27 protein-coding genes and 1 tRNA gene are annotated in these 18,275 nt (G+C 61.2%); 8 read left to right on the forward strand and 20 right to left on the reverse strand.

The window, feature by feature from the left end:
• Positions 1-53 precede the first annotated feature (53 nt).
• Genes LD110_RS08910 through LD110_RS08920 form a run of 3 tightly spaced genes read left to right on the forward strand, consistent with a single transcriptional unit; the run spans position 54 to position 2,540 of the window.
• The gene (locus tag LD110_RS08910) at positions 54-698 is read left to right on the forward strand and encodes a TetR/AcrR family transcriptional regulator (protein WP_225498424.1); all 645 of its coding nucleotides are present in this window, start codon (positions 54-56) and stop codon (positions 696-698) included.
• Positions 699-718: 20 nt separating this feature from the next.
• Entirely contained in the window at positions 719-1,747 is a 1,029-nt protein-coding gene (locus tag LD110_RS08915; protein WP_225498426.1) for an ABC transporter ATP-binding protein, read from the forward strand.
• Positions 1,740-2,540, forward strand: a complete 801-nt coding sequence (locus LD110_RS08920) for an ABC transporter permease subunit (RefSeq protein WP_225498434.1) — start codon at positions 1,740-1,742, stop codon at positions 2,538-2,540. The genes LD110_RS08915 and LD110_RS08920 overlap by 8 nt, the downstream gene beginning before the upstream one ends.
• Before the next feature lie 42 nt (positions 2,541-2,582).
• On the opposite strand, the gene LD110_RS08925 is transcribed toward LD110_RS08920, so the two are convergent.
• Positions 2,583-3,128, reverse strand: a complete 546-nt coding sequence (locus tag LD110_RS08925) for a thioesterase family protein (protein ID WP_225498436.1) — start codon at positions 3,126-3,128, stop codon at positions 2,583-2,585.
• 195 nt (positions 3,129-3,323) lie between these two features.
• Between LD110_RS08925 and LD110_RS08930 the strand changes: the two genes are divergently transcribed.
• Complete coding sequence (locus tag LD110_RS08930; protein WP_225498438.1) at positions 3,324-3,539, forward strand: hypothetical protein; 216 nt, start codon at positions 3,324-3,326, stop codon at positions 3,537-3,539.
• Between the two features lie 325 nt (positions 3,540-3,864).
• On the opposite strand, the gene LD110_RS08935 is transcribed toward LD110_RS08930, so the two are convergent.
• Both LD110_RS08935 and LD110_RS08940 read right to left on the reverse strand, forming a co-directional pair.
• Complete coding sequence (locus LD110_RS08935) at positions 3,865-4,080, reverse strand: helix-turn-helix domain-containing protein (protein ID WP_225498439.1); 216 nt, start codon at positions 4,078-4,080, stop codon at positions 3,865-3,867.
• Between the two features lie 127 nt (positions 4,081-4,207).
• Positions 4,208-4,399 carry a hypothetical protein gene (locus tag LD110_RS08940; RefSeq protein ID WP_225498441.1) on the reverse strand — a complete coding sequence of 64 codons (192 nt, stop codon included), beginning with the start codon at positions 4,397-4,399 and terminating at the stop codon, positions 4,208-4,210.
• A gap of 82 nt (positions 4,400-4,481) precedes the next feature.
• On the opposite strand from LD110_RS08940, the gene LD110_RS08945 reads away from it, so the two are divergent.
• Together LD110_RS08945 and LD110_RS08950 are read left to right on the forward strand one after the other, a co-directional pair.
• Complete coding sequence (locus tag LD110_RS08945; RefSeq protein WP_225498444.1) at positions 4,482-4,658, forward strand: hypothetical protein; 177 nt, start codon at positions 4,482-4,484, stop codon at positions 4,656-4,658.
• 115 nt (positions 4,659-4,773) lie between these two features.
• On the forward strand, positions 4,774-5,391 hold the full coding sequence (locus tag LD110_RS08950; protein WP_225498446.1) for a hypothetical protein: 618 nt from the start codon (positions 4,774-4,776) through the stop codon (positions 5,389-5,391).
• Between the two features lie 216 nt (positions 5,392-5,607).
• Here the strand turns inward: LD110_RS08950 and LD110_RS08955 are convergent, their stop codons facing one another.
• From LD110_RS08955 to LD110_RS09020, 15 genes are all read right to left on the reverse strand, one after another.
• Entirely contained in the window at positions 5,608-5,826 is a 219-nt protein-coding gene (locus LD110_RS08955; RefSeq protein ID WP_225498448.1) for a hypothetical protein, read from the reverse strand.
• Positions 5,827-6,060: 234 nt separating this feature from the next.
• Positions 6,061-6,615 carry a DUF2335 domain-containing protein gene (locus tag LD110_RS24045; protein ID WP_374200320.1) on the reverse strand — a complete coding sequence of 185 codons (555 nt, stop codon included), beginning with the start codon at positions 6,613-6,615 and terminating at the stop codon, positions 6,061-6,063.
• Positions 6,612-6,818 (reverse strand): hypothetical protein, encoded by a 207-nt coding sequence (locus LD110_RS08965; RefSeq protein ID WP_225498450.1) that lies wholly within the window; start codon positions 6,816-6,818, stop codon positions 6,612-6,614. The genes LD110_RS24045 and LD110_RS08965 overlap by 4 nt, the downstream gene beginning before the upstream one ends.
• A 399-nt stretch (positions 6,819-7,217) precedes the next feature.
• Entirely contained in the window at positions 7,218-9,956 is a 2,739-nt protein-coding gene (locus tag LD110_RS08970; RefSeq protein WP_225498452.1) for a hypothetical protein, read from the reverse strand.
• A 32-nt stretch (positions 9,957-9,988) separates the two neighbouring features.
• Positions 9,989-10,333 carry an HK97 gp10 family phage protein gene (locus LD110_RS08975; protein WP_225498454.1) on the reverse strand — a complete coding sequence of 115 codons (345 nt, stop codon included), beginning with the start codon at positions 10,331-10,333 and terminating at the stop codon, positions 9,989-9,991.
• Positions 10,330-10,464 (reverse strand): hypothetical protein, encoded by a 135-nt coding sequence (locus LD110_RS23605; protein ID WP_263855068.1) that lies wholly within the window; start codon positions 10,462-10,464, stop codon positions 10,330-10,332. Before LD110_RS23605 ends, LD110_RS08975 begins: the two co-directional genes overlap by 4 nt.
• Entirely contained in the window at positions 10,461-11,240 is a 780-nt protein-coding gene (locus LD110_RS08980; protein WP_225498456.1) for a hypothetical protein, read from the reverse strand. Before LD110_RS08980 ends, LD110_RS23605 begins: the two co-directional genes overlap by 4 nt.
• Positions 11,237-11,656 (reverse strand): helix-turn-helix domain-containing protein, encoded by a 420-nt coding sequence (locus LD110_RS08985; protein WP_225498458.1) that lies wholly within the window; start codon positions 11,654-11,656, stop codon positions 11,237-11,239. Before LD110_RS08985 ends, LD110_RS08980 begins: the two co-directional genes overlap by 4 nt.
• Before the next feature lie 66 nt (positions 11,657-11,722).
• Positions 11,723-12,622, reverse strand: a complete 900-nt coding sequence (locus LD110_RS08990) for a helix-turn-helix transcriptional regulator (protein ID WP_308012422.1) — start codon at positions 12,620-12,622, stop codon at positions 11,723-11,725.
• Positions 12,619-12,759, reverse strand: a complete 141-nt coding sequence (locus tag LD110_RS08995) for a hypothetical protein (protein ID WP_225498460.1) — start codon at positions 12,757-12,759, stop codon at positions 12,619-12,621. The genes LD110_RS08990 and LD110_RS08995 overlap by 4 nt, the downstream gene beginning before the upstream one ends.
• Positions 12,756-13,067, reverse strand: coding sequence for a hypothetical protein (locus LD110_RS09000; protein WP_225498462.1), 312 nt, complete (start codon positions 13,065-13,067; stop codon positions 12,756-12,758). The genes LD110_RS08995 and LD110_RS09000 overlap by 4 nt, the downstream gene beginning before the upstream one ends.
• A complete protein-coding gene (locus tag LD110_RS09005) occupies positions 13,064-14,155 on the reverse strand; it encodes a hypothetical protein (protein WP_225498464.1) in 1,092 nt (363 codons plus the stop codon). Before LD110_RS09005 ends, LD110_RS09000 begins: the two co-directional genes overlap by 4 nt.
• 31 nt (positions 14,156-14,186) lie before the next feature.
• Positions 14,187-14,906 (reverse strand): phage antirepressor KilAC domain-containing protein, encoded by a 720-nt coding sequence (locus tag LD110_RS23865; RefSeq protein ID WP_225498465.1) that lies wholly within the window; start codon positions 14,904-14,906, stop codon positions 14,187-14,189.
• Positions 14,903-15,205 (reverse strand): hypothetical protein, encoded by a 303-nt coding sequence (locus LD110_RS09015; protein WP_225498467.1) that lies wholly within the window; start codon positions 15,203-15,205, stop codon positions 14,903-14,905. The genes LD110_RS23865 and LD110_RS09015 overlap by 4 nt, the downstream gene beginning before the upstream one ends.
• Before the next feature lie 89 nt (positions 15,206-15,294).
• A complete protein-coding gene (locus LD110_RS09020) occupies positions 15,295-15,501 on the reverse strand; it encodes a helix-turn-helix domain-containing protein (RefSeq protein ID WP_225498468.1) in 207 nt (68 codons plus the stop codon).
• A 134-nt stretch (positions 15,502-15,635) separates the two neighbouring features.
• Between LD110_RS09020 and LD110_RS09025 the strand changes: the two genes are divergently transcribed.
• Both LD110_RS09025 and xerC read left to right on the forward strand, forming a co-directional pair.
• Positions 15,636-16,160 carry a hypothetical protein gene (locus LD110_RS09025; protein WP_225498469.1) on the forward strand — a complete coding sequence of 175 codons (525 nt, stop codon included), beginning with the start codon at positions 15,636-15,638 and terminating at the stop codon, positions 16,158-16,160.
• A gap of 28 nt (positions 16,161-16,188) precedes the next feature.
• Positions 16,189-17,457: a tyrosine recombinase XerC gene (gene xerC / locus LD110_RS09030; RefSeq protein ID WP_225498470.1), complete on the forward strand. Its 1,269-nt coding sequence runs from the start codon at positions 16,189-16,191 to the stop codon at positions 17,455-17,457.
• Positions 17,458-17,522: 65 nt separating this feature from the next.
• Here xerC and LD110_RS09035 read toward each other — a convergent pair.
• Positions 17,523-17,604, reverse strand: a tRNA-Tyr gene (locus tag LD110_RS09035).
• 204 nt (positions 17,605-17,808) lie between these two features.
• Positions 17,809-18,108 carry a hypothetical protein gene (locus LD110_RS09040; protein WP_225498471.1) on the reverse strand — a complete coding sequence of 100 codons (300 nt, stop codon included), beginning with the start codon at positions 18,106-18,108 and terminating at the stop codon, positions 17,809-17,811.
• Positions 18,109-18,275 lie beyond the last annotated feature (167 nt).

The raw sequence follows: 18,275 nt of genomic DNA on the forward strand, positions 1-18,275 counted from the left end.
CTGGCCCTCCCGAGGTATTCACAAAGCCTGAACAAGTGTTTAGCATATTAAACATGCGTTCAGCATCCGCTGACGACCTCAGCGCCCGGGCCCGAATTCGGGACACCGCCATCGGCCTGTTTGGCCGAATGGGTTTTGCACGCACCACAGTTCGTATGGTGGCGGGCGAGGCCGGCGTCAGTCCTGGCTTGGTCATCCACCATTTCGGCAGCAAGGAAGGCCTTCGCCTCGCCTGCGACGAATTCGTCATTGCCGACTCGGCGGAACGCAGCATCGAGAAGGCCGACCCATCCCGCGTGGGAGCGCAGATCCGCGACTACCTCGCCAATCCGGACCAGTACGCCGACGAGATCGCGTACATCCGGGAGTCCCTGCGGGACCAGTCCGAGGCTGGCGACAACTTCTACGACGCTGTGGTCGCCCAGACCCGGGACATGATCGAGGCCGGTATCGCGGCAGGAACCGTCCGGGACTTCGAGGACGTCGATACTGCCGCCGTCGTTATGGCCAGCAACAGCCTGGCCATCCTGGTGCTGGGCCGCCATATAGCCCGGGCGCTGGGAACCAGCGTCCTCGGCCCGGACATGCTTACGCGGCTCACTATTCCCACCATGGACATCTATACCCATGGCTTCTTCAAGGACACCAGCCACCTTGACGCCGCAAAGTCAGCTTTCACAGAAACTGAGCAACAGTAAAACGGAGGGGGAATTTCCCCATGAGCACGGAAGTCACATCAATCGAATCGGACCTTGCGGTAGTCGATGTCCGGGGACTGCGGAAGTCTTTCGGACGCCGGGAAGTGCTGCACGGCATCGATTTTTCCGTTCCGGCCGGAAGCGTATTTGGCGTCATCGGTCCAAACGGAGCCGGCAAAACCACCACAATGCGGTGCCTTTTGGACATCATCCGGCCGAGCGGTGGCTCCATCCGGGTGCTCGGCCGCGATCCAAGGACGGCCGGTCCTGCCCTTCGCCGACGGATCGGCTACCTGCCCGGCGAGCTATTCCTTGAAGGCCGGGTAACAGGCCGCAGGATGCTCGAACACTACGCAGCCATTAGCGGACCCGTCCGGCCTGGTCGCATCGAGGAACTCGCCGAACGCCTCGACCTGGACCTGGGACGCCACGCACGCAAGCTGTCCAAAGGCAATAAGCAAAAGCTCGGACTGATCCAGGCCTTCATGCATGAACCGGAATTGTTGGTCCTGGACGAACCCACGAGCGGCCTTGATCCCTTGGTCCAGCAGGAGTTCCTGGCCATGGTCCGGGAGGCACAGGCAGCGGGGACCACCGTGTTCCTGAGTTCGCACATGCTCAGTGAAATCCAGCAGGCCGCCGACGAAGTGGCCATCCTCCGGGATGGAAATATCGTCACCGTGTCCACGGTGGATGCCCTGCGGGAGTCGGCCGTCCGCACTGTGCGCTTCACTGCTGCAGAATCCCCCTCCGATGTGCACGCGGCGCTCTCGATGGTGCCCGGAATCAGGGACGTGTCATTCCAGGAGATTTCCCCGGCCCAACCCCTCGGTCCCGGGTTCGCTGTGGAGGTGTCGGCGAAACTTGAAGGCGCCGGCGTCGGGTCACTGGTGCGGGCCCTCGCGCGGCTGGACCTCGTGGAACTCGTGATCGAGGAAGCCGACCTCGAAGAATCCGTCCTCACCCTGTACGAAGCAGTTCCCGTCGAAACAACCATCATCAATACTCCGGCACGACGGTCCATAAGGAAGGTCCGCAGCCATGTCTAGTCCCATGCCCCTGCTAAGCAAATCTATGACCGATTCCTGGCGCTCCACCCTGGGTTGGGCGGCGGGCCTCTGTGGAGCGATCCTGCTGTACCTCCCGCTCTACCCGTCGATCGGCGGCGGTACGCAGATGCAGCAGATGATCAACGCCCTCCCCGCCGAGATGACCAAAGCGCTGAACTACGAACAGATCGCCACCGGCCCCGGGTACGTCCAGGCCACAGTCTTTGGCCTGTACGGATACCTGCTGATGACCATCGCAACGGTTGCCTGGGGCGCAGCAGCCGTGGCTGGCGATGAGGAAGCCGGCCAGCTCGAGCTCACCCTTGCACACGGCGTGACACGCGCACAGGTGGTCTTCGAACGGGCTCTTGGCATCGCCCTGCGGATCCTTGTCCTGTCGATTCTTGTCTTTGTCCTGGTTATGGCACTGAACGGGCCGTCCCAGTTGCAAATCGACGCAGGCAAGCTGGCCGGAACTATGGCACTGTTTGCGGGACTCGCCCTATTGAGCGGGACCACCGCACTGTTGGTGGGTGCCTTGACCGGACGCAAAGCCTATGCGCTGGGCGCCGGCGCGGGCATCGCCGTACTTGGCTACCTGTTTAATGCCCTGGGCAAACAGAGCAACAGCACCGAGTGGTTGCTGAATCTCTCGCCCTACCACTGGGCGTACGGCAACTCGCCGCTGCTCAACGGCGTCGAGATTTCAGCGGCTTGGGGGCTTCCTGCTATTTCGGCCTGCCTGGTACTGGCCGCGGTGGTCGCGCTAAGAAACCGCGACGTCGGCAATTAGGGGTGGGCGACGGTCGCCTCCCCTGGGGCTCCAGTCAACCGTTCAGGCCCAGGCGTGCGGTGCTGGTTTCCCCGTGCCGGGGAGTGCCGTCGACTCGCGCCATTCGTGGATCCATGCAGGGAGCTCCAGTTCCGCTGGAGGTTCACCAAAGGCCGCAATGACCTCTTCCTGGGTTACCGGCCGTCCCCTGCTGAGCAATCGGGTGGCGATGTACGCACGGGCGAAGATTTCGCCGTCGGCCACCATCCGTTGCTCGAAATAGATGGCCTTCTGGTCCAGGCCAATGATCCGGGTTTCGATGGTGTAGCGCTGCCACAACTGTAGCGATTTCCGGAAGCTGATCGTTTCCCCGGAGGCGACAGGGGTCCATCCGCGGAGCCGCATCGCTTTCCACACACCGCTACGTGCCAGCAGGTCGAAGCGTCCGAGGTCCATCAGTGAAAAATACATTCCATTGTTGACATGCAAGGCGATGTCAATGTCCGTCGGAAGGACCCGCATGGGGAGCGACGATATGTCCCAGATCGAGAGCCGGGTACGGCGTGCAGACGCAAATAGCGTCACTAGGGTGCGGACAAGCAAGTGCATTTGGCCATGTTACCCACCGGTAACATGGCCGGTCTACACCGGCTGGGTCAGCGCGGTCGCGACGTGCATCAATTTGGGGATACCGGTTTACCCGCGGTTAACACTGCACATGCAGAATGGCTGAAATTATCGGCCATCCATTTCCGATTCGCCGCCGTGACGAGCGTGGCGGATCGCCGGGGAGAAGGAGTTCCCATGAGCAGCAGCACCATCGACGTCACCGCGTGGCCTGAGTTGCCCGTCAACCACGAGGTTTTCCTTGAGGACAACCGCGGGAGTGTCATTGAGGGAACATTGGACGGCATGACCCTGGACAGGACAACACTGTGGGTCCAGCTACGGGGCGGGCTCGGCCGTCGCCTGGTTCATCGCCTGGACGGGTACGAACTTCGAAGCCCCTCGACAGTCTGAGCCTGGGCATCCTTCCTGGCCGAGGGAGGACGCCCAGTCAAACGGCATGGCGCGTCCGCGGCTCAAAGTTTCTTTGTGGAAGCACATGAAAAAAACCCCGCCCGATCTGCGTTTCCGCAGTTCAGACGGGGTTTTCCTTGGTGGCAGATGAGGGATTCGAACCCCCGTAGGCAGTGCCAGCTGATTTACAGTGATTTGACCGTCGTGACCGGCAGGAACTGCCCATAACCTTCCGCCCGGAATCTAGGTGAAATTCGGGGGTTCGACGTCCTGCTCATCACCTCGCACACCCGCTTGTGCTCGGGCGTATGTGCTCACGGAGTGATCACCTGCATACCCTCATCTGTAGCTTCCGGAAACGCTCCACATCAGCCAGTGGGATGCGGGTCGGTGAGTTGACCTTCCCGGTGCCTGTCTTGTACGCATTCGGGAACTTGCCCTGGCGGGCGAGCACTCGGACCGTTTCCGGGCTAATGGACAGGATCTCAGCGACTTCCTTCACTCGCAGGTCCTTTTGAATTTGCCATTCTTTGCTTGTCATGGCCACACAGTAAACGCCCATTAGACCATTGACTGAAAGTCCCTAATCGTCCCGGCGAGCCGCCCCAAATCTCCCTAGTCAAAGCCCCAGAAGACTCCCCAATCTTCCCTAGTGGCGTTTCTAACATCTATTGATTTGTCGCCCGGTGGTCGTACGATCTGCTCATGAAATCAATAATGGGGGCAGCCGCTGCGGCGGCAATTTCACTTTGTCTGGCCGGCTGCGCATTCAACGCCGGAACCGCAATTCCTTCGCCAACACCAACACCAACACCAACCCAGCCGTTGATCACGAAGGCCAGAGACTCCTGCAATGTCACGGATCCCGATTACGCCCCGCTGGGTGATGGGGGTTATTCGATCACGTTAAAGGGCAAGCCCAAGTACGGAGGTGGCCTGCCGATGTCAGACATCGCCTGCATCCTGAAGGCCGTCAACGTCCCCGACAGCGTCGTGTCCCAGATGGACTCGACACGGGCTCTGGACGGCATGCAGAGGGCATCATGGGACAAGATCTCGGCATCCTGGACTTATCACCCTGACAACGGCTTTAGAGTGATTCTCAGCGAATCGAAGTAGTGCTCAGGTTATCTACAGGGGGTCCCGAGTGGGGTTTTGGCGTGAATCGCGTAAATGGTGGATAGGCCCAGAATATGCGTGGGACAACCTTGGCCGGGGCGAATCGAATGGTGCAATGTCGCAGGGATCGATCAGGTATGAATCTGCTCGCCGTTGGCCACTGGTCTTTCCTGATGTCGAAAGCCTACGAACATTTTGGGCGACTCTTGAGCGCTTCGTGGTACCAACCGAAGCGGAAGCTGCAGCATTTCGAGAAGGAACCCAAACCGGAAGTATTCAAGCAAATGTGATTGCATGGGTTCACGGAAAGATGTTCACGTCTGTCGAGGATTTACTCGAGTACCCCCAGCGGAACCTTCACGAGTTGAGGCTCGAGGCTTTGGGTCGCCCTGGGCATCACGTGACAATATGGATGCATCTCAGCAAAGCAAATACAGACCTCTCGCTGTTTCGTGCGACTGGAGGCTATGTCTTTGTCTCCGGCACGGAGGTCCACAACAACTCGGCAACGATGGTTTTCCGTGACGTTGTCGATACATTCCTAGCCATGACAAGACCAGCCACTCTTTGGGAGCGACTTCGTCGCGCACCCATCGTGACCAAGCTGTCAGAAGCAGAGCTCTATGCCGATTCCAGAGCAGCCAAGGTCAGGTGGCAGTCATGGGTCGGGGCAGCGATAATTAGCCTACTTGGTGGCTATGCCGGGGCATTCTTCCAGCAGATTCTCAAATGATTTCAAGGGAATTCCAAGGAACCCTTCGGCAAAAGCCCGCTCTATCCCTCTGAGCTACAAGGCCACACCATCCAAACGAATGAATGGAGCACTAGGCTAATCGGACCTCGCCACTGTCCGCAAAACACCCGAGGGCCGTTGTTAGGCGGATCAGAAGGGGTTTGCGATGGGTCCAAAGGGTCTCCATCGCTGCGCCAGTACCCTGCCAGAAGGGATTCAGCGGCGAGATTCCAAGGCGACGACGATGCGCTTCAGGTATCCGATGACCACCAATAGCAAGCCACCCAGACTCAGCGAAATGGTCAGGGCGATGCTTGCGCCTGTCGGCGCTGTCATGAATGCAAGGATTAGCCCAAGGATGGTGACGATGATTCCGAAGCCGATCAGGGCGTCTCCAGGAGTCTTGGTCTTCTTTGAACCTGTTGTTTGAGTCATGGCCCTCATTGAACCATGCCGAACCCAGTGGATCGCCGCTGGAAACGCAGGAATCCCCGGTGTACTTACCGGCTTTCTGGGGCCTACGCTGGGCGACATGGAGCTATACGTGAACTGCTTGGGGTCTCAAAAGCTTACAAGAGGCCAGCCAGCGGCTATGTGGAGGATGAGATTTCCCTAGGAAGTCTGTCAATAGCCCAGTGCGGGCCCCGAAAGCGAAGGGCAGGTCCCTGACTAGTCTTCCGGGTCGTCTTGGTGTACTCGGCTCGGCGCCTCAGGTTTCCGCTGGGCCTCTCTGCTCTGCCTCCTGCGGCCTACCAAAAACACGCTCACCAACCCGACGAGGTCCACGGTACCTAGAAATGCACCGGCGACTTCGGCTCCGCCGCGAATCAAATCGTAGGAAAAGTAACCGAACGTCAAGGCGACCAGGAGAGCGCACCCTTGACCTACGTACGCTCTAATGTCCGCGCCCTTAGTAACCCTCTGCTCGAGGCTCTGGCGGTGTGCGGCCTGTCGTTCTGCCATCGCCAGAATACGTTCGGGTGCACTCGGGAGTACTTCACCATGCTCTCGCATGATGAAGGGGGGAGGTACCGGGCTTGAAAACTGGCCTTTGAGAAGTTCCAATCGCTGTATTACGGTTTCCCTATTGTCTTCGTCGAGAGGGATGCCCTCAAAGACTTGGTCTATGAGGGCATCTTCATCGGGATCAACCGCCGCGACTTCAGCGTCAGCAGGCTCGGAGTTATCTGCTTCCGCCTCAGGTGCGGAGGCCCGGTCACTCACAGTGCAGCGGCGCCGTAGGCCGCTACCAGGTCATCACCGACTGCAGCCCAATCTTGGAATGTTGCTCGCTCGTCAGCGGCCTCTGGCGTCGAACTGACGTTATAGATGCAAACGCCATCACCCGTTAGGTCGAACACCTGCGCCGCTCCTGAGACGAAGCTGGGCATGCAAAAGAGCAAGGTTGCTCGATTCTTGTTGCTCATCCTCGCCTCCTTCAGGATTTTGTCCATATGCAACGGTGCCCCCCGAGATTGTCATATGCTTGCAACGTCTTGCGTCATGTGTATGTTCCGGATGATATCACCTGAGCTGCGCATGGGTCTTCCCAAGTCCAAACTACTTTGTCATGAAAGCTGGGCTGCGCATACAGCCGCCCAGCTGATCAAACGAGGCTGGCATCGACCAGGGCGGATTCCCACGCCTCGAGCGCCAGCGCCAGCGCTTCATCGTTCGCGCCGGGTGCGTGGCATGCTGTCTTCCCTCTATGGATGGGCTTGATGGTTTCGAAGGCTAGCTGATTCGGTATCAGCCGATCCGGTTGAATGGCTTGGTATTACTGGGAACTTTGGGACAGTGAGCACAGGGTGAGCACAAATCGGGATTCATCGCGACGGCCTCCGCTGCGCGTCCTGGTTCGCCCGGAAGATGGCCGACTCAGCTTGGTCGTATGCGACTGACCGGACAACCGCCTGGACCTCCTCGCCAGTGAAGGGGTTCGTCACGATGGCGGTGAGATTGATGACGGGCTGTTGTTGGGGCGGAAGCTGCCCGGTCCTGTTCATGTAGTCCAGTGCCGGTAGTCCGATGGATTCCGCCGAAGCCCGCTTGATTACGAACTCCTTGGGCGTGAGCATCGCCGGCACGACGTCCGTCCCTCGTGGAATGAAGGGCGACCCACCGGCGGCCAGATAATTGATTGGACCGCCATCCGCCCTGTACTGGGGAATCTCCCCTCCCTCGGAGCGGTAGGCGTTGCCGGTGGCGTACTGGTTCGCGGTGTTCATCGCGTTCGCCGTGCCGGTGTCCCCGGAGTCACGGACGGTACTGATCCGTTCCTGCGTGTAGATCGTCACGGTCTTACCGGTGAGGGAGTTGATCGCGTTCTGGAAGCCCTGCAGCTTCAACTCGGCCTCGGCCTTGTCAATGTCCAGTTTCGTGGGTTTCACCTTCAGCTTGTCCACGTCGTACAGCTTGTTGATGTAGTTCTGGACCTCCTCGGTGAGGAGACCCTGGGATCTCATCGATTCTTCAAGCGCTGCCTTGGACGCCCCGTACGCGGCGGTGCCCTTCTCCGTGGACCCGGTGGCCTTCGCGACAGCCTCCGCCGCGGCCTGGTCCGCGGTGGCTTTGTTCTGCAGGGCCTGCTGGTTCGCGACAGCGGCCTCGGTGGTGCCCTGGATCGCCAGCCCGTTGGTCTGGAACGACTTCGTGACGCTGTTCGTCGCTGCTGCGGAGCGGGTTTGAGCCTGCTCCAGCGATAGGCCAGTGCCGTTCAGCACCTCCCAAGCCTCTTTGAGGAGGCCTGCAGCGTTGTTCTGCAACTGCATGGCGAGGGTTTGCGCCTCGGTGGACTCTTTTGCCTTATCCATCGCGGCAGCGGCCTGCCCGTACATGCTGACGGACGTGCCATACGTGTTGGCGTTGAGCATCAGGGCGAGCGACTCAGCGTCCGTTGCCCGGGCCGTATCCTGCTTGATCGTGGTCAGCTCTTTGTGCGCTTCCAGGTTGTCCTGGATGGAGTCCGAGTTCGAGCGGATCCCGTTGGTGAGGGTCTCCTTTGCATGGGTCAGGCGAAGCGACGTGTCCGTGAGGTTCTCGTCGCCGCGGCGGAACTCGGCGCGGCGGTCGATCGCTTCAGCCATGACCTCGTTCACGGTGTCAATCGCGTCCTTGTTTCCAAGGATGGCTTTCGTCACGGTCTGTGTGGACAGGCCCAGCGACGCGGCGGCCTCCCGCATTTCCTTCGTCGTCGCCGCATGCGCTGCCTGTAGGCGGACGTTCTCACCGATCAGGCCATTGTCCCGCTCCACCGCGTCACCATACGAAACGAGGGACGCTGTGCCCTGGTCTGTGGACACTGCCGAGGTGGCGGCCATGACGCCCAGCCCTGCGATTGCGGCCGTCAGGACCCCAACTACCGGGACAGCGAGGTTCGCCATGACGCCAGTGAAGCCGATGGCCTCGGCAACAGTGATGATGGTCCGCGCCATCGTGGTGTTGAAGGCGATGTTCATCGCTGGACCCAGCGCAGTTGCCGTTGTGAGCAGGCCGGCGAGGACGGGAAGCGGAAGGCTGTTCAGCCCGTCCGCGATGCCGCTGAGGACCGTGATCACCACCGGGCCCAGGGGCGCGAAGGCTGCCAGGATGTTGCCGCCCAAGGTCACGAGATTCTCGATGAGCCGCATGACACTTGGGAGGTTCTGCTGGGCGTAGACGATGAACTGGGAGAAGCCATCGCTGTTGGTGAAGGAAAACAGCCAAGTCACGAACTTGCCCAGTTCCACACCGCCCTGCTGCAGGAGCGGGTTCATTTTCTCCAGCCCGGACAGGACCCCGCGGAGTGCCGTGCCGCCCATGTTGCCCAGCAGGGATGACGAGTCCCCGATCATCCTGTTGAGGAACGGCATCCGGTCATTGATGCCATCCACAGACTGCGTGAAGGCGGTGAGCATACCAGCGGCCGAGGTCTGGGAAAGTTGCAGCATGTTGGCCTTCAACGAGCCAAGCTGCGCGGCGTACTGGTTCCCGACATCGGACCCGGATTCCATTTCCTTCTTGATGCCCACCACTGCAGCCACCCCAGCCCCGGCCATGACACCAAAAGCGGCACCCAAACCGATGGCGGCGGCGCCGATGGGCGCGGCTGCCGACAAGATTGCGGGGGACATAGCAATGAGGACGGACAGACCAGACACGTGCCGGCGGTTCGCCTCATGCGCCCGGTTCACGGCCCCGGTGTTTTTATCCTGCTCCTCTGTGGACTTCGACTTCGCTGCTGCGAGTTTCGCTTCAGCGTCCGATTCGGCATCAACGGCACGTTTCAGGGTCAGTCGCGCCGAGGCCGCCTGGATGGAATCGTCGCCGTACTTCTTCGTGACTGCGTCCAGTTTCTCCTGCGCGATCGTGGACCGCATGTAGGAGTTTTCGAGGTTCCGTTCGGCCTTCGCGACGGCCTCAAGTTTCGCGAGGGCGGGTCCGACATTCGCGTCGACCTTGACCGTGGGGGACAGCGAACCAACCTCCCGGGCCTCCGCCCGCGCCTCATCCATGCCCCGCTTGAAATCAGAGCGATCAAGGGTGAGTTTGGCGTCAATCGAGCCAGTCGTAGTTGGTCCGGTCATGTCTCAGGCTTCCTTGCTAAGTAGCTGGTGGCTTATTGCATTGCCTTATGGATCTCTTGGCCGAGGATTTCCAAGACCTTGGGGGTCTCGGTCTCAACGGCCGACGTCAGGTAGAGGCGCTGACCGACTTCATGCCGCAGAATTTCGTACTCCTGGTAGCGGGCGTACGGTCCGGGGTAGTACACGGAAGCGCCACTCTTGTCGATGGCATTGACCGTCGACGCCCCGGCCCGGAGGTCCCCCGATTCCAGTGGTGTACGGGATACGGCGACCTCCCGCAAATGCTCCATGGCCTTGAACGCGGCATCGGGGATGGCGGCATCTACCCGTTCCTCGATCCCGTCAAGGTAGGCTTCGAAGCCTTCGCTGCCGCTCATTTCGGCCTCGGTTCACGCCCGGCCAGGACAGCGTCTAGACGCCCCTCCTGCTGGGCTTTGACGATCTCCTCCGGGCTCATCGTCTTGAGCTGCTCAGAGGTGCACTGGGCGTCGTCCTGGGCGGCGCTCATTCGGCGTATGCCTCAGCCTCGGTGATCACCCTCAAGTTGTTCCGCTTGATCACATCGTCAGGGAACGGCTCGTCTTTCGCAGTCACAGCACCGTTGGGGCCGCGGTAGAAGTACTTGGCAGAGTTCTCAGGGGCCTCTGCGTCAATCGCGGCCAGGTCGCCGAACAGGTCCTCGCCGGCATCCACGAACTCGAGGTGCTTGTACTTGTTTTCACGGGCAAGCATGTTCAGTGCGCGGTTCACAAACACGTTGATGTCAATGGCGTCGACCCTGCGTCGACCGACGATCACCCCGGCGGCTGATCCGGGATACCCATTAGCTGCAAGCCTCACTCCCCCATGCGTAGGCGCTGCCCCTCCCGAGTGCTTCTGCTCCGGGATACCCAGGCTTTCGGCCCGGCGGCGGAAGTCCCGCACGTTCTCGTTGCGTGCCTCGGCCGCTTCGTAAAGTTCCCGAAGAGCATCCACAGCGGTTTTCAGCTGCTTGCTGAACTTCGCTCCATCGCCCTTCACTTGGGCTGTGATGTCAGCGTTCAGGGCCTCGCAGGCGTCGATGCGTGCCGCTTCACGCGCAGCTTCTGCCTTGCGCTTTGCCGCTTCCTGCCGGAGCCGCACAAAGCCAAGGAGCCCGCGTGCCCGCTCCACCTCCTCGAACGTGACAGAGTCGTCGCCGGAGCGGACTTTTTCCTCTAGCGCGCTGACCAATTGCTCGGCCTCGGCCGCTTCCCGTTTGGCGTCGGCAATGATCCGGTCAGGGTGGAGGTCTTCAGTGCTCATGCTGCCTGGTTCCTTAGGACGTTTTCCAATGAATCGATGTCAACTAACCAGCTGCGGTGGCCTATGCGCTTCGCAATGACCCGGCCGGACGCTGCAAGCCTCCGCACTTGACGCTCGCTGCGACCGGTCCGGGCCGCTGCTTCCATGACACCTAACCAACTGGTTGCACCCATCCTTGCCGGGACGCGTCCGATAAAGGACGCCACGGCCGCTGGCGCAAGCTCAGCCCCCGATGCCTCCTGCAAAGCACGGAACACGGGCAGCGCCCAGACCTGCACGCCGGCGCCGTTCTCGCGCATTTGCCGCTCCTGGTCGCGCATGAGCGACCGCAGGACCGCCGCGGCCACTGGACCTCGCACAAGATCGTCAAGGGATGGTCCGGCGTCGCAGGGCTGGGACTGGTCTTTTGTGATCACCCTGTGTTCACGTCCGCGAAGTGGCCAGTATTGGCGCGGGTTTTGGCCCTGTGAACTGTTCCCCAATCAGCTCACCTGACCGTCATCATCGTCAATGTCAGCTTCAATCAGGTGCTTGTGCCCATCCAGCCAAGCCTCGAGGTCTTTGAGGCTCCGGCTCCTCGGGCGTCCGAACACAAAGCGGTTGGAGCGTGCCTGTTCATCTGCTGGCACCACTCCCCTGATTCCGGGCGCCTCCGCCACTATTTCAGCCCTGAGCCGGGCAGCTATTGCTTCTTCAGCCTGCACTAGCCCGCTGAGGTCACGCCCGCCGCTTCGGCTCGCCCTCAAAGTCTTGAGTTTCCGGTTGGTGCGCTCAATCTCACGGAGTGCTGCCACGCGGTGTTTGTTATCCGTCTGGCGCTTTCTCCGTGCTGCCCCGGTCCGCAATGAGTCGCCTGCCAGAGCCGCGAGGCGGCGCTCCACAGCGTCTGTCTCGCTCGCTGGGGACAGGATCCGCGCCAAGGCCTTGATGGCGTCCACGGACGGCCGGCGCCGGGCCTGCTCCAACCGGGATATGTGCGTGGTGCCGATGCCAGCTAGCTTCCCAAGCTGCTCCTGGGACAGGCTCAATGCCTTCCTCATGGCACGCACCTCGTCGCCGAACGGCCGAAGTCGCTCCCGCTCCTCGGCAGGGACGAGGCCGCGAGTGTCCGTGTTGCCGTTCAGCTCCGGCCCAACATGCGTATGTGCGGATTTTGGCTTTTGACCGGTCACCTCGTTTCGGTCAGGGCTTGGCCCAACATGTGCGGGCACGCGGGCCGCGTCGAAACCGTTTCCGGCGTCCGAACGGTTCGAATGGACGTCCGGCCCAACGTGCGCATAAACGTGTGGAGGGTTCGTACCGTACGAATACGATGTCCAATCAGGCCTAACGTGCATGTCTGCGCGTGGTGTTTGCGCACCGTGCGCATTCGGGGTTGTCATTTGGCTGCTCCGGTGGGGTTGTTGGGGCAGGTGGGTTCGTGGGCGAGTTCTGTTGTCCAGGCCATCCATGAGTCGGCGGCAACAGTTTCGATGGGGACGCATTGCTCGCACTGCGATGGGCGGATGTAGGCGGTCATGCTTGGCTGCCTGCGGGGTAGATCGGGAGCCATGTGGGGTTGAGTCCGGGGCCCCATTCTTCGGGCCATCCGGTGCGCATGAACCGGGCTGCTGTGGCGGCGAGGGGGATGGGGCCTTCGAGGTCGCGGCGTGCAATGAGGGCGGTGACGGCGTAGTCGTGTTCCACGAGGATGGTTGCTCTGCGGCCGGTGCCTTGTTCGCTGATGCGGAGCACGCCCATGCCGAGGCATTGGGCGGGTAGTCCTGCTGGTTCGGGGTCGTTGATGAAGTCGATGCTGTGGATGGTGTAGTTCGGGTGGTCGGTCATGCGGTTCTGTCCTCAATCTCGGGGGCGTGTAGGTAGCGTGGTACGCCGTCGTCCGGTCTGTTGGCCCAGGCGTACTGGGCGGGGACGTTGTTTGTGCTGTGGTACGCCTTGGTCCATGGGCTGGGCTTCTCGGCAATCTTGGCTTTGGCTTGCTCGAGGCGTTCGGCGTTGCGCTTTGCCCGCTGGTCCTTCTTCCACTGGATCTCATCGGCGACGCTGAGTCCTTCGGGTGGTGTGCCTGGGGTCCAGTAGTCCTTGCCGAGGATGGCGTCGACGTCGATCTCTCCCGTGTGGTTGGGGTCATCGGTCCAGCACTCCTGGTTGAGCCATGTGGCCGGGGCTTTGGTGTACTTGGGGTCTTGGCCTTTGCGGTGAGCTGCGTAGCCTCGAGCCCCTGCGAGGAGGTCCTCTAAGGTGGCGCCGTTCTTTCGGGCTTTGGCGTAAGCCGTGACGGCTGCTCCTCTGCTTACGTGCTTCGGGTACACCTCGTACCAGGCCTTGAAGTCCTCATCCATCTGCTTGGCCTTGGTGGGTGCAGCGAGTGGCGGAGGCGGAGATATTCCTATGAGTTCTTCCTGAGGTTCTTCCTCTACTCCTAGGGGGCAACGATCTGTTGGGTCAGTACCAACAATCTGTTGGGTCAATGGGGCAACACTTTGTTGGGGCATAGGGGCAACGATCTGTTGGGGCTGGATTGGTTCAGGTTCGACCACTGGGGCAACAGATTGTTGGGGCTGGCCGGACCTGTCGAGATGTAGGGAGTACTCGGCCCGGTTCTTGAACCTCGCATCGCCGCTCGAGACGATGGCACCCTCTCTGGCCAGGCGGGCGACGGCCTTGCGGACGATCTCGTGGACGCTCGCCCTTGCCTTCCGGGCAGCCTCAGCCTCGGGGCTCAAGTCAGCGTCGTCGGGCTTTGCTGGCACTTCCTTGCCAAGTGCCGCGGCGAGGTCGTCGCGGCCGGCGAAGTACTTGGGAGGGTTGCCGTTGTCCATGGATACGAGCGCCATCCGGCACAGCACCCTAAAGGAGCGATCATCCAGGGACGCCCAGTGAGCGAAGGCAAGGGCCACGTTTCCAGCACCCAAGGTGAGGCACCTCCAATCTTTAGTTATGTGGTTAGTTGGCGATCTCTGCCGCGATGTATGCCTCGCTCCGGGCCAGCTTCCGGCGAAGGAAGTCCAGCCCGGACGGCCGCACCATCGTCGTGGTCGTGGGGACCGTCTCACCCCGGCGGTTGGTGTAGCTGCCGAGCTTGACGTCAAAGTGGTCCATGTAGCGTGCGTACGGGAGGTTGTTGCTCTGCAGGATGCCCAGGCGCCGTAGGTCCCGGAATAGGATGTTCGGGCCCCATCCGAGGGCCTTCGCGGCCGCCTGCATGGAGTAGAGCCCTGCGGAGTCGATCAGGGCGTCGTAGGCTTCAACCTTGGGCGCTACGGCCTCCAATTGCTCGCAGGTGTCCGCGAGCTGCCGCAGGGCCTCCGCGAAGCTCTGCGGCAACTGATGCGCTTGGTCCGCTCTGTAGGAGCCGGTGTTCCGGATCTCGGGCAGGACTTCGTGCGTGACCCAGCGTTTGAACGCCTTAGCCCCCGGGACCTGGCTGCCAAGAATCGCAGCGAACAGGCCCGGTTCGGAGATGACAGCCATGGATTGCCGGCCTCCGGGGGTGTGCAGATCCCGCACACCCTTATCGTCATCATCGAGGCGCCTTGTGAGTGCAGCGGTGGCGGAGTATCCGAGGACAGCGGCGACGTCGGCGGCCACGAACCATGGGGCTCCGTCGATGTTCTCGGTTCGGATTGTCTGGCCGGCGTAGGTGAATTGCTGGATGGCGTTCACTTATCAGCCACCTCAAGCCACTTGTCAGCCGCATCAAGAATGGCCAAGCGCAGACCGATGATGGTCTCGATACTCGAGTCCTGAGCAGCCCTGACGGCAGCTGCTGAAAGCTCCGGGAACGGGAGGCTCCGCCGATACCTGAAGATCACTTCTGCGATCTTCTCAAGAGGCCAGTCCGGGCGGATCATCGAGATCAGTACAAAGAGGGACTGCCACACGGGACGCTGGACGCCAGCGTATGGATCCTGTGCCTCTGCCGGTTCGGCAGCCTCGGAATCGTGGAGTGCTATCGTGGTCATGATCTTTACTTCCAATCTGGTGCGGGTTGGATTTCTGGGAGCCAGGTGGTGCTGGCTCCCTTTCCTTTTGCTCGGGGAGATCTCCCCGTCTACGCAGCGTCTGATGGCGTGCCGTCGATCTCTTCTCCGTTGAGCCACGCAATGAACCTCTTGCGTGGAATCCGGATGCTGTTGCCGATTCGAAGGGAGGGAATGACACCCTCCCGAACGGCTGCATAGAACTGGTTGATGCCCATGGGGACCATGGGGGCCGCCTCTCTCGGCGTCAGCGTGAGCGGCTCTTGCTGTTCTGCCATTTCAAAGACTCCTTTTGTGTCGGCACCCTACGTCAAAGGGTTACGAGTTCCAGTAAATAACCGATCGGCACCTTTCGTCAAGCCATACCGACCATTCTTGACGGACCATCACTGTCTCGTGGAATATTGGGGTCATGAAAGTTCAGTGGGAACAGTTTGAGGGTTCAGTCGAGATAGCCCCCGGAGTAACGATCTGGAGCCGGGCGAAAACGACTATCGAGCCCTACAAGGGATATCGAGTTGACGCCGAGGTATCCGTGGCGGAAAGCGGGAGGGTGGAAATTGATTCGCTGACAGTAAGTCGTTTGCCCGGCGGAGAGCCTGTCACCGGCGAGGCTCTGCGTAAGGTGGCCGTCCAAAGCATCATCAGGGATGCCGTGAAAACGGGCATCCAGCAGAGCATCGGCAGCACGATAGCTCCCGGAACGCAGGTTTCTGCGCTTGGGATGATTCCAACCGAGGATGCGGTCCGGTTGAAACACGAGGGGCCAACGGCAGAAACCCTCGAATGGGTGGGCAGGATTTACCGCGTAAGTGAGCTGATTGACAGCGCTCCAACCAAGGCGGTTGAGGAGACTTTCGGTATCTCCAGGAGCACGGCAGGGGCTTGGATTGGCCGTGCACGAGCCGCTGGCCACATTCCCCCAGTGGATAAATGATCAAGTCACTGAAAGGTGGAGGAAGGTAATGGCGAAAGTAACCAGGCGGTGCGGCTGCCGCGACGAGAACGGCAAGCAGTACGGGGCGAAGTGCCCGAAGCTCAAGAACTACCGCCACGGAACATGGGGCTTCCGCCTCTCGGCCGGCTTCGACCCCGTCAGCGGCAAGCGTCGCTACCTGACGGACTACAGCTACGCATCTTCGGGGGACGCCGAGGAGGCCATGCGGGAGGCGGAGAAGCAGCTCCGCGGCCAGGTCTACGACTTCAAGAAGACGACCGCGGCCGCATACATCACGGAATGGCTGGACGCGCAGGAACAGCACTCCCAGCTCAAGCCGTCCACGCTGCGGATGTACCGCGCCTACGTGGACAAGGACATCGCCCCGGCGTTTGGCCCGAAGCTGCTGCTGCGCGACCTGCGCCGGGCGCACGTGGCTGGCCTGATCAAGACGCTGCAGGACTCCGGCCGCGGGCCGGTGACCATCAAGAGGATCCACGCCACACTCTCCAGCGCACTGACCGACGCTGTGCAGGACGGACTGATTGCCGAGAACGTGGCCGCCGGCGCTCGCCTGCCCAAGGTCGAAAAGAGCAAGGTCAAGGTGTGGGAGCCGGGTGACGCTGGGAAGTTCCTCGACTTCATCGCGGGCTACGAGAACATGGACAGCCACGGCCGTCCCAACGGCAAGATAGGGCACCGCCTCGCCGCGCTGTTCGAGGTGGCCATCCTGTCGGGCATGCGCCGCGGTGAACTGTGCGGGCTCCGCTGGGAGGACGTGGACCTGCCAGGCCGAAGGCTGGTCGTCCGTGTCCAGCTGGTCCAGGTCGGCAAGATCGTCGTTGAGGGCACCATCAAGACCGACGCCGGCCAAGACCGCGTCGTTGCTCTCTCCGACCGTGCCGTGGCCGCACTGATCGCGTGGCAGTTCCAGCAACAGCAGGAACGCCAGACATGGGCAGAGGCGTACACGGAGTCAGGGCGGGTGTTCACGTACGAGGATGGGCGCCAGCTCCGCCCGGGCTACGTGTCCAAGCTGTTCGAGCTCATGGTGACCAAGGCCGGACTGCCGAGGATGCGGCTGCATGACCTGCGCCACCTGCATGCGTCCCTGATGCTGGCAAGCGGCCAGGACCTGGCCATCGTGTCGAAGTCCATGGGTCACAGCAACAGCCAGATAACCCGCGATCTGTATGCGCACATGGTCGGTGACGCGGCCCGGAATGCGGTCGAGGGAGCGGCGTCTCTGCTGCCTGCACGCAGGACTGTGCTCACAACTGTGCTCACAGAGCAATAAAAAGGACCCGCCCGAACCTCCGAAGAGATCCTGACGGGTCCAAATTTCCCTAGATTCCGGGCTTGTGGCAGATGAGGGATTCGAACCCCCGTAGGCAGTGCCAGCTGATTTACAGTCAGCCCCCTTTGGCCGCTCGGGTAATCTGCCGAACTTCCTGAGAAGATCACTCCGTCCACCATTCAGGAAACTTTCCGTTTCCTTCCGGTCTTCGGGAGCAAGACAACCTTACAGAACTTCTGGCTAAGAATCGAATCGGGCCCTAGGTGGCCGTGATTCAGACGTATTACCACTGCTTATGGGCCGGGCGAAGGCCACAACCCGCCACCCGCATTCCCTGCCGAGGAGGCCGGACTAGGCGTCCCCGAGGATTCTGCCGGCCAGCTTGGCCTCGAACCGCTCAGCGTGCTCCACCGTGATCTGGTTAAGGGCGACCGCACGCTGCAGGTCGCTGCGAACACCCTCCATACGATCCTCCGCCGCTTGCACAGGACTGAGAACCACAGAAGCTGCGACCGCAGCGGCTGCCATGGCTCCCGCTGCGGCCACCGCCGCCGTCCCGATGGTTCCTGCGGCAGCCTTTGCTACTGTTCCTGCGGAACCGGCAACTGCTGCGGCGGAAGTGGTGACGTAGCGGATGGCCTTGGTGGGCATGGCGTCCCTTTCGACGAAAGCTCGTACAACTTCCTCAACTCTGACGGTTCCGCTTCAGTTCCCGCCGTGCGTCTGCTGTGAATCAACTGTGAGCATAGACAGGCGCCGCGTTACTCCTCTGTGGGCTGAAACCCGGGCTTCCACGACACCTTCCGTACTAGGCTGGA

It is taken from the genome of Arthrobacter sp. M4 (assembly GCF_020251205.1).
In the GTDB taxonomy this organism is placed as follows: domain Bacteria; phylum Actinomycetota; class Actinomycetes; order Actinomycetales; family Micrococcaceae; genus Arthrobacter.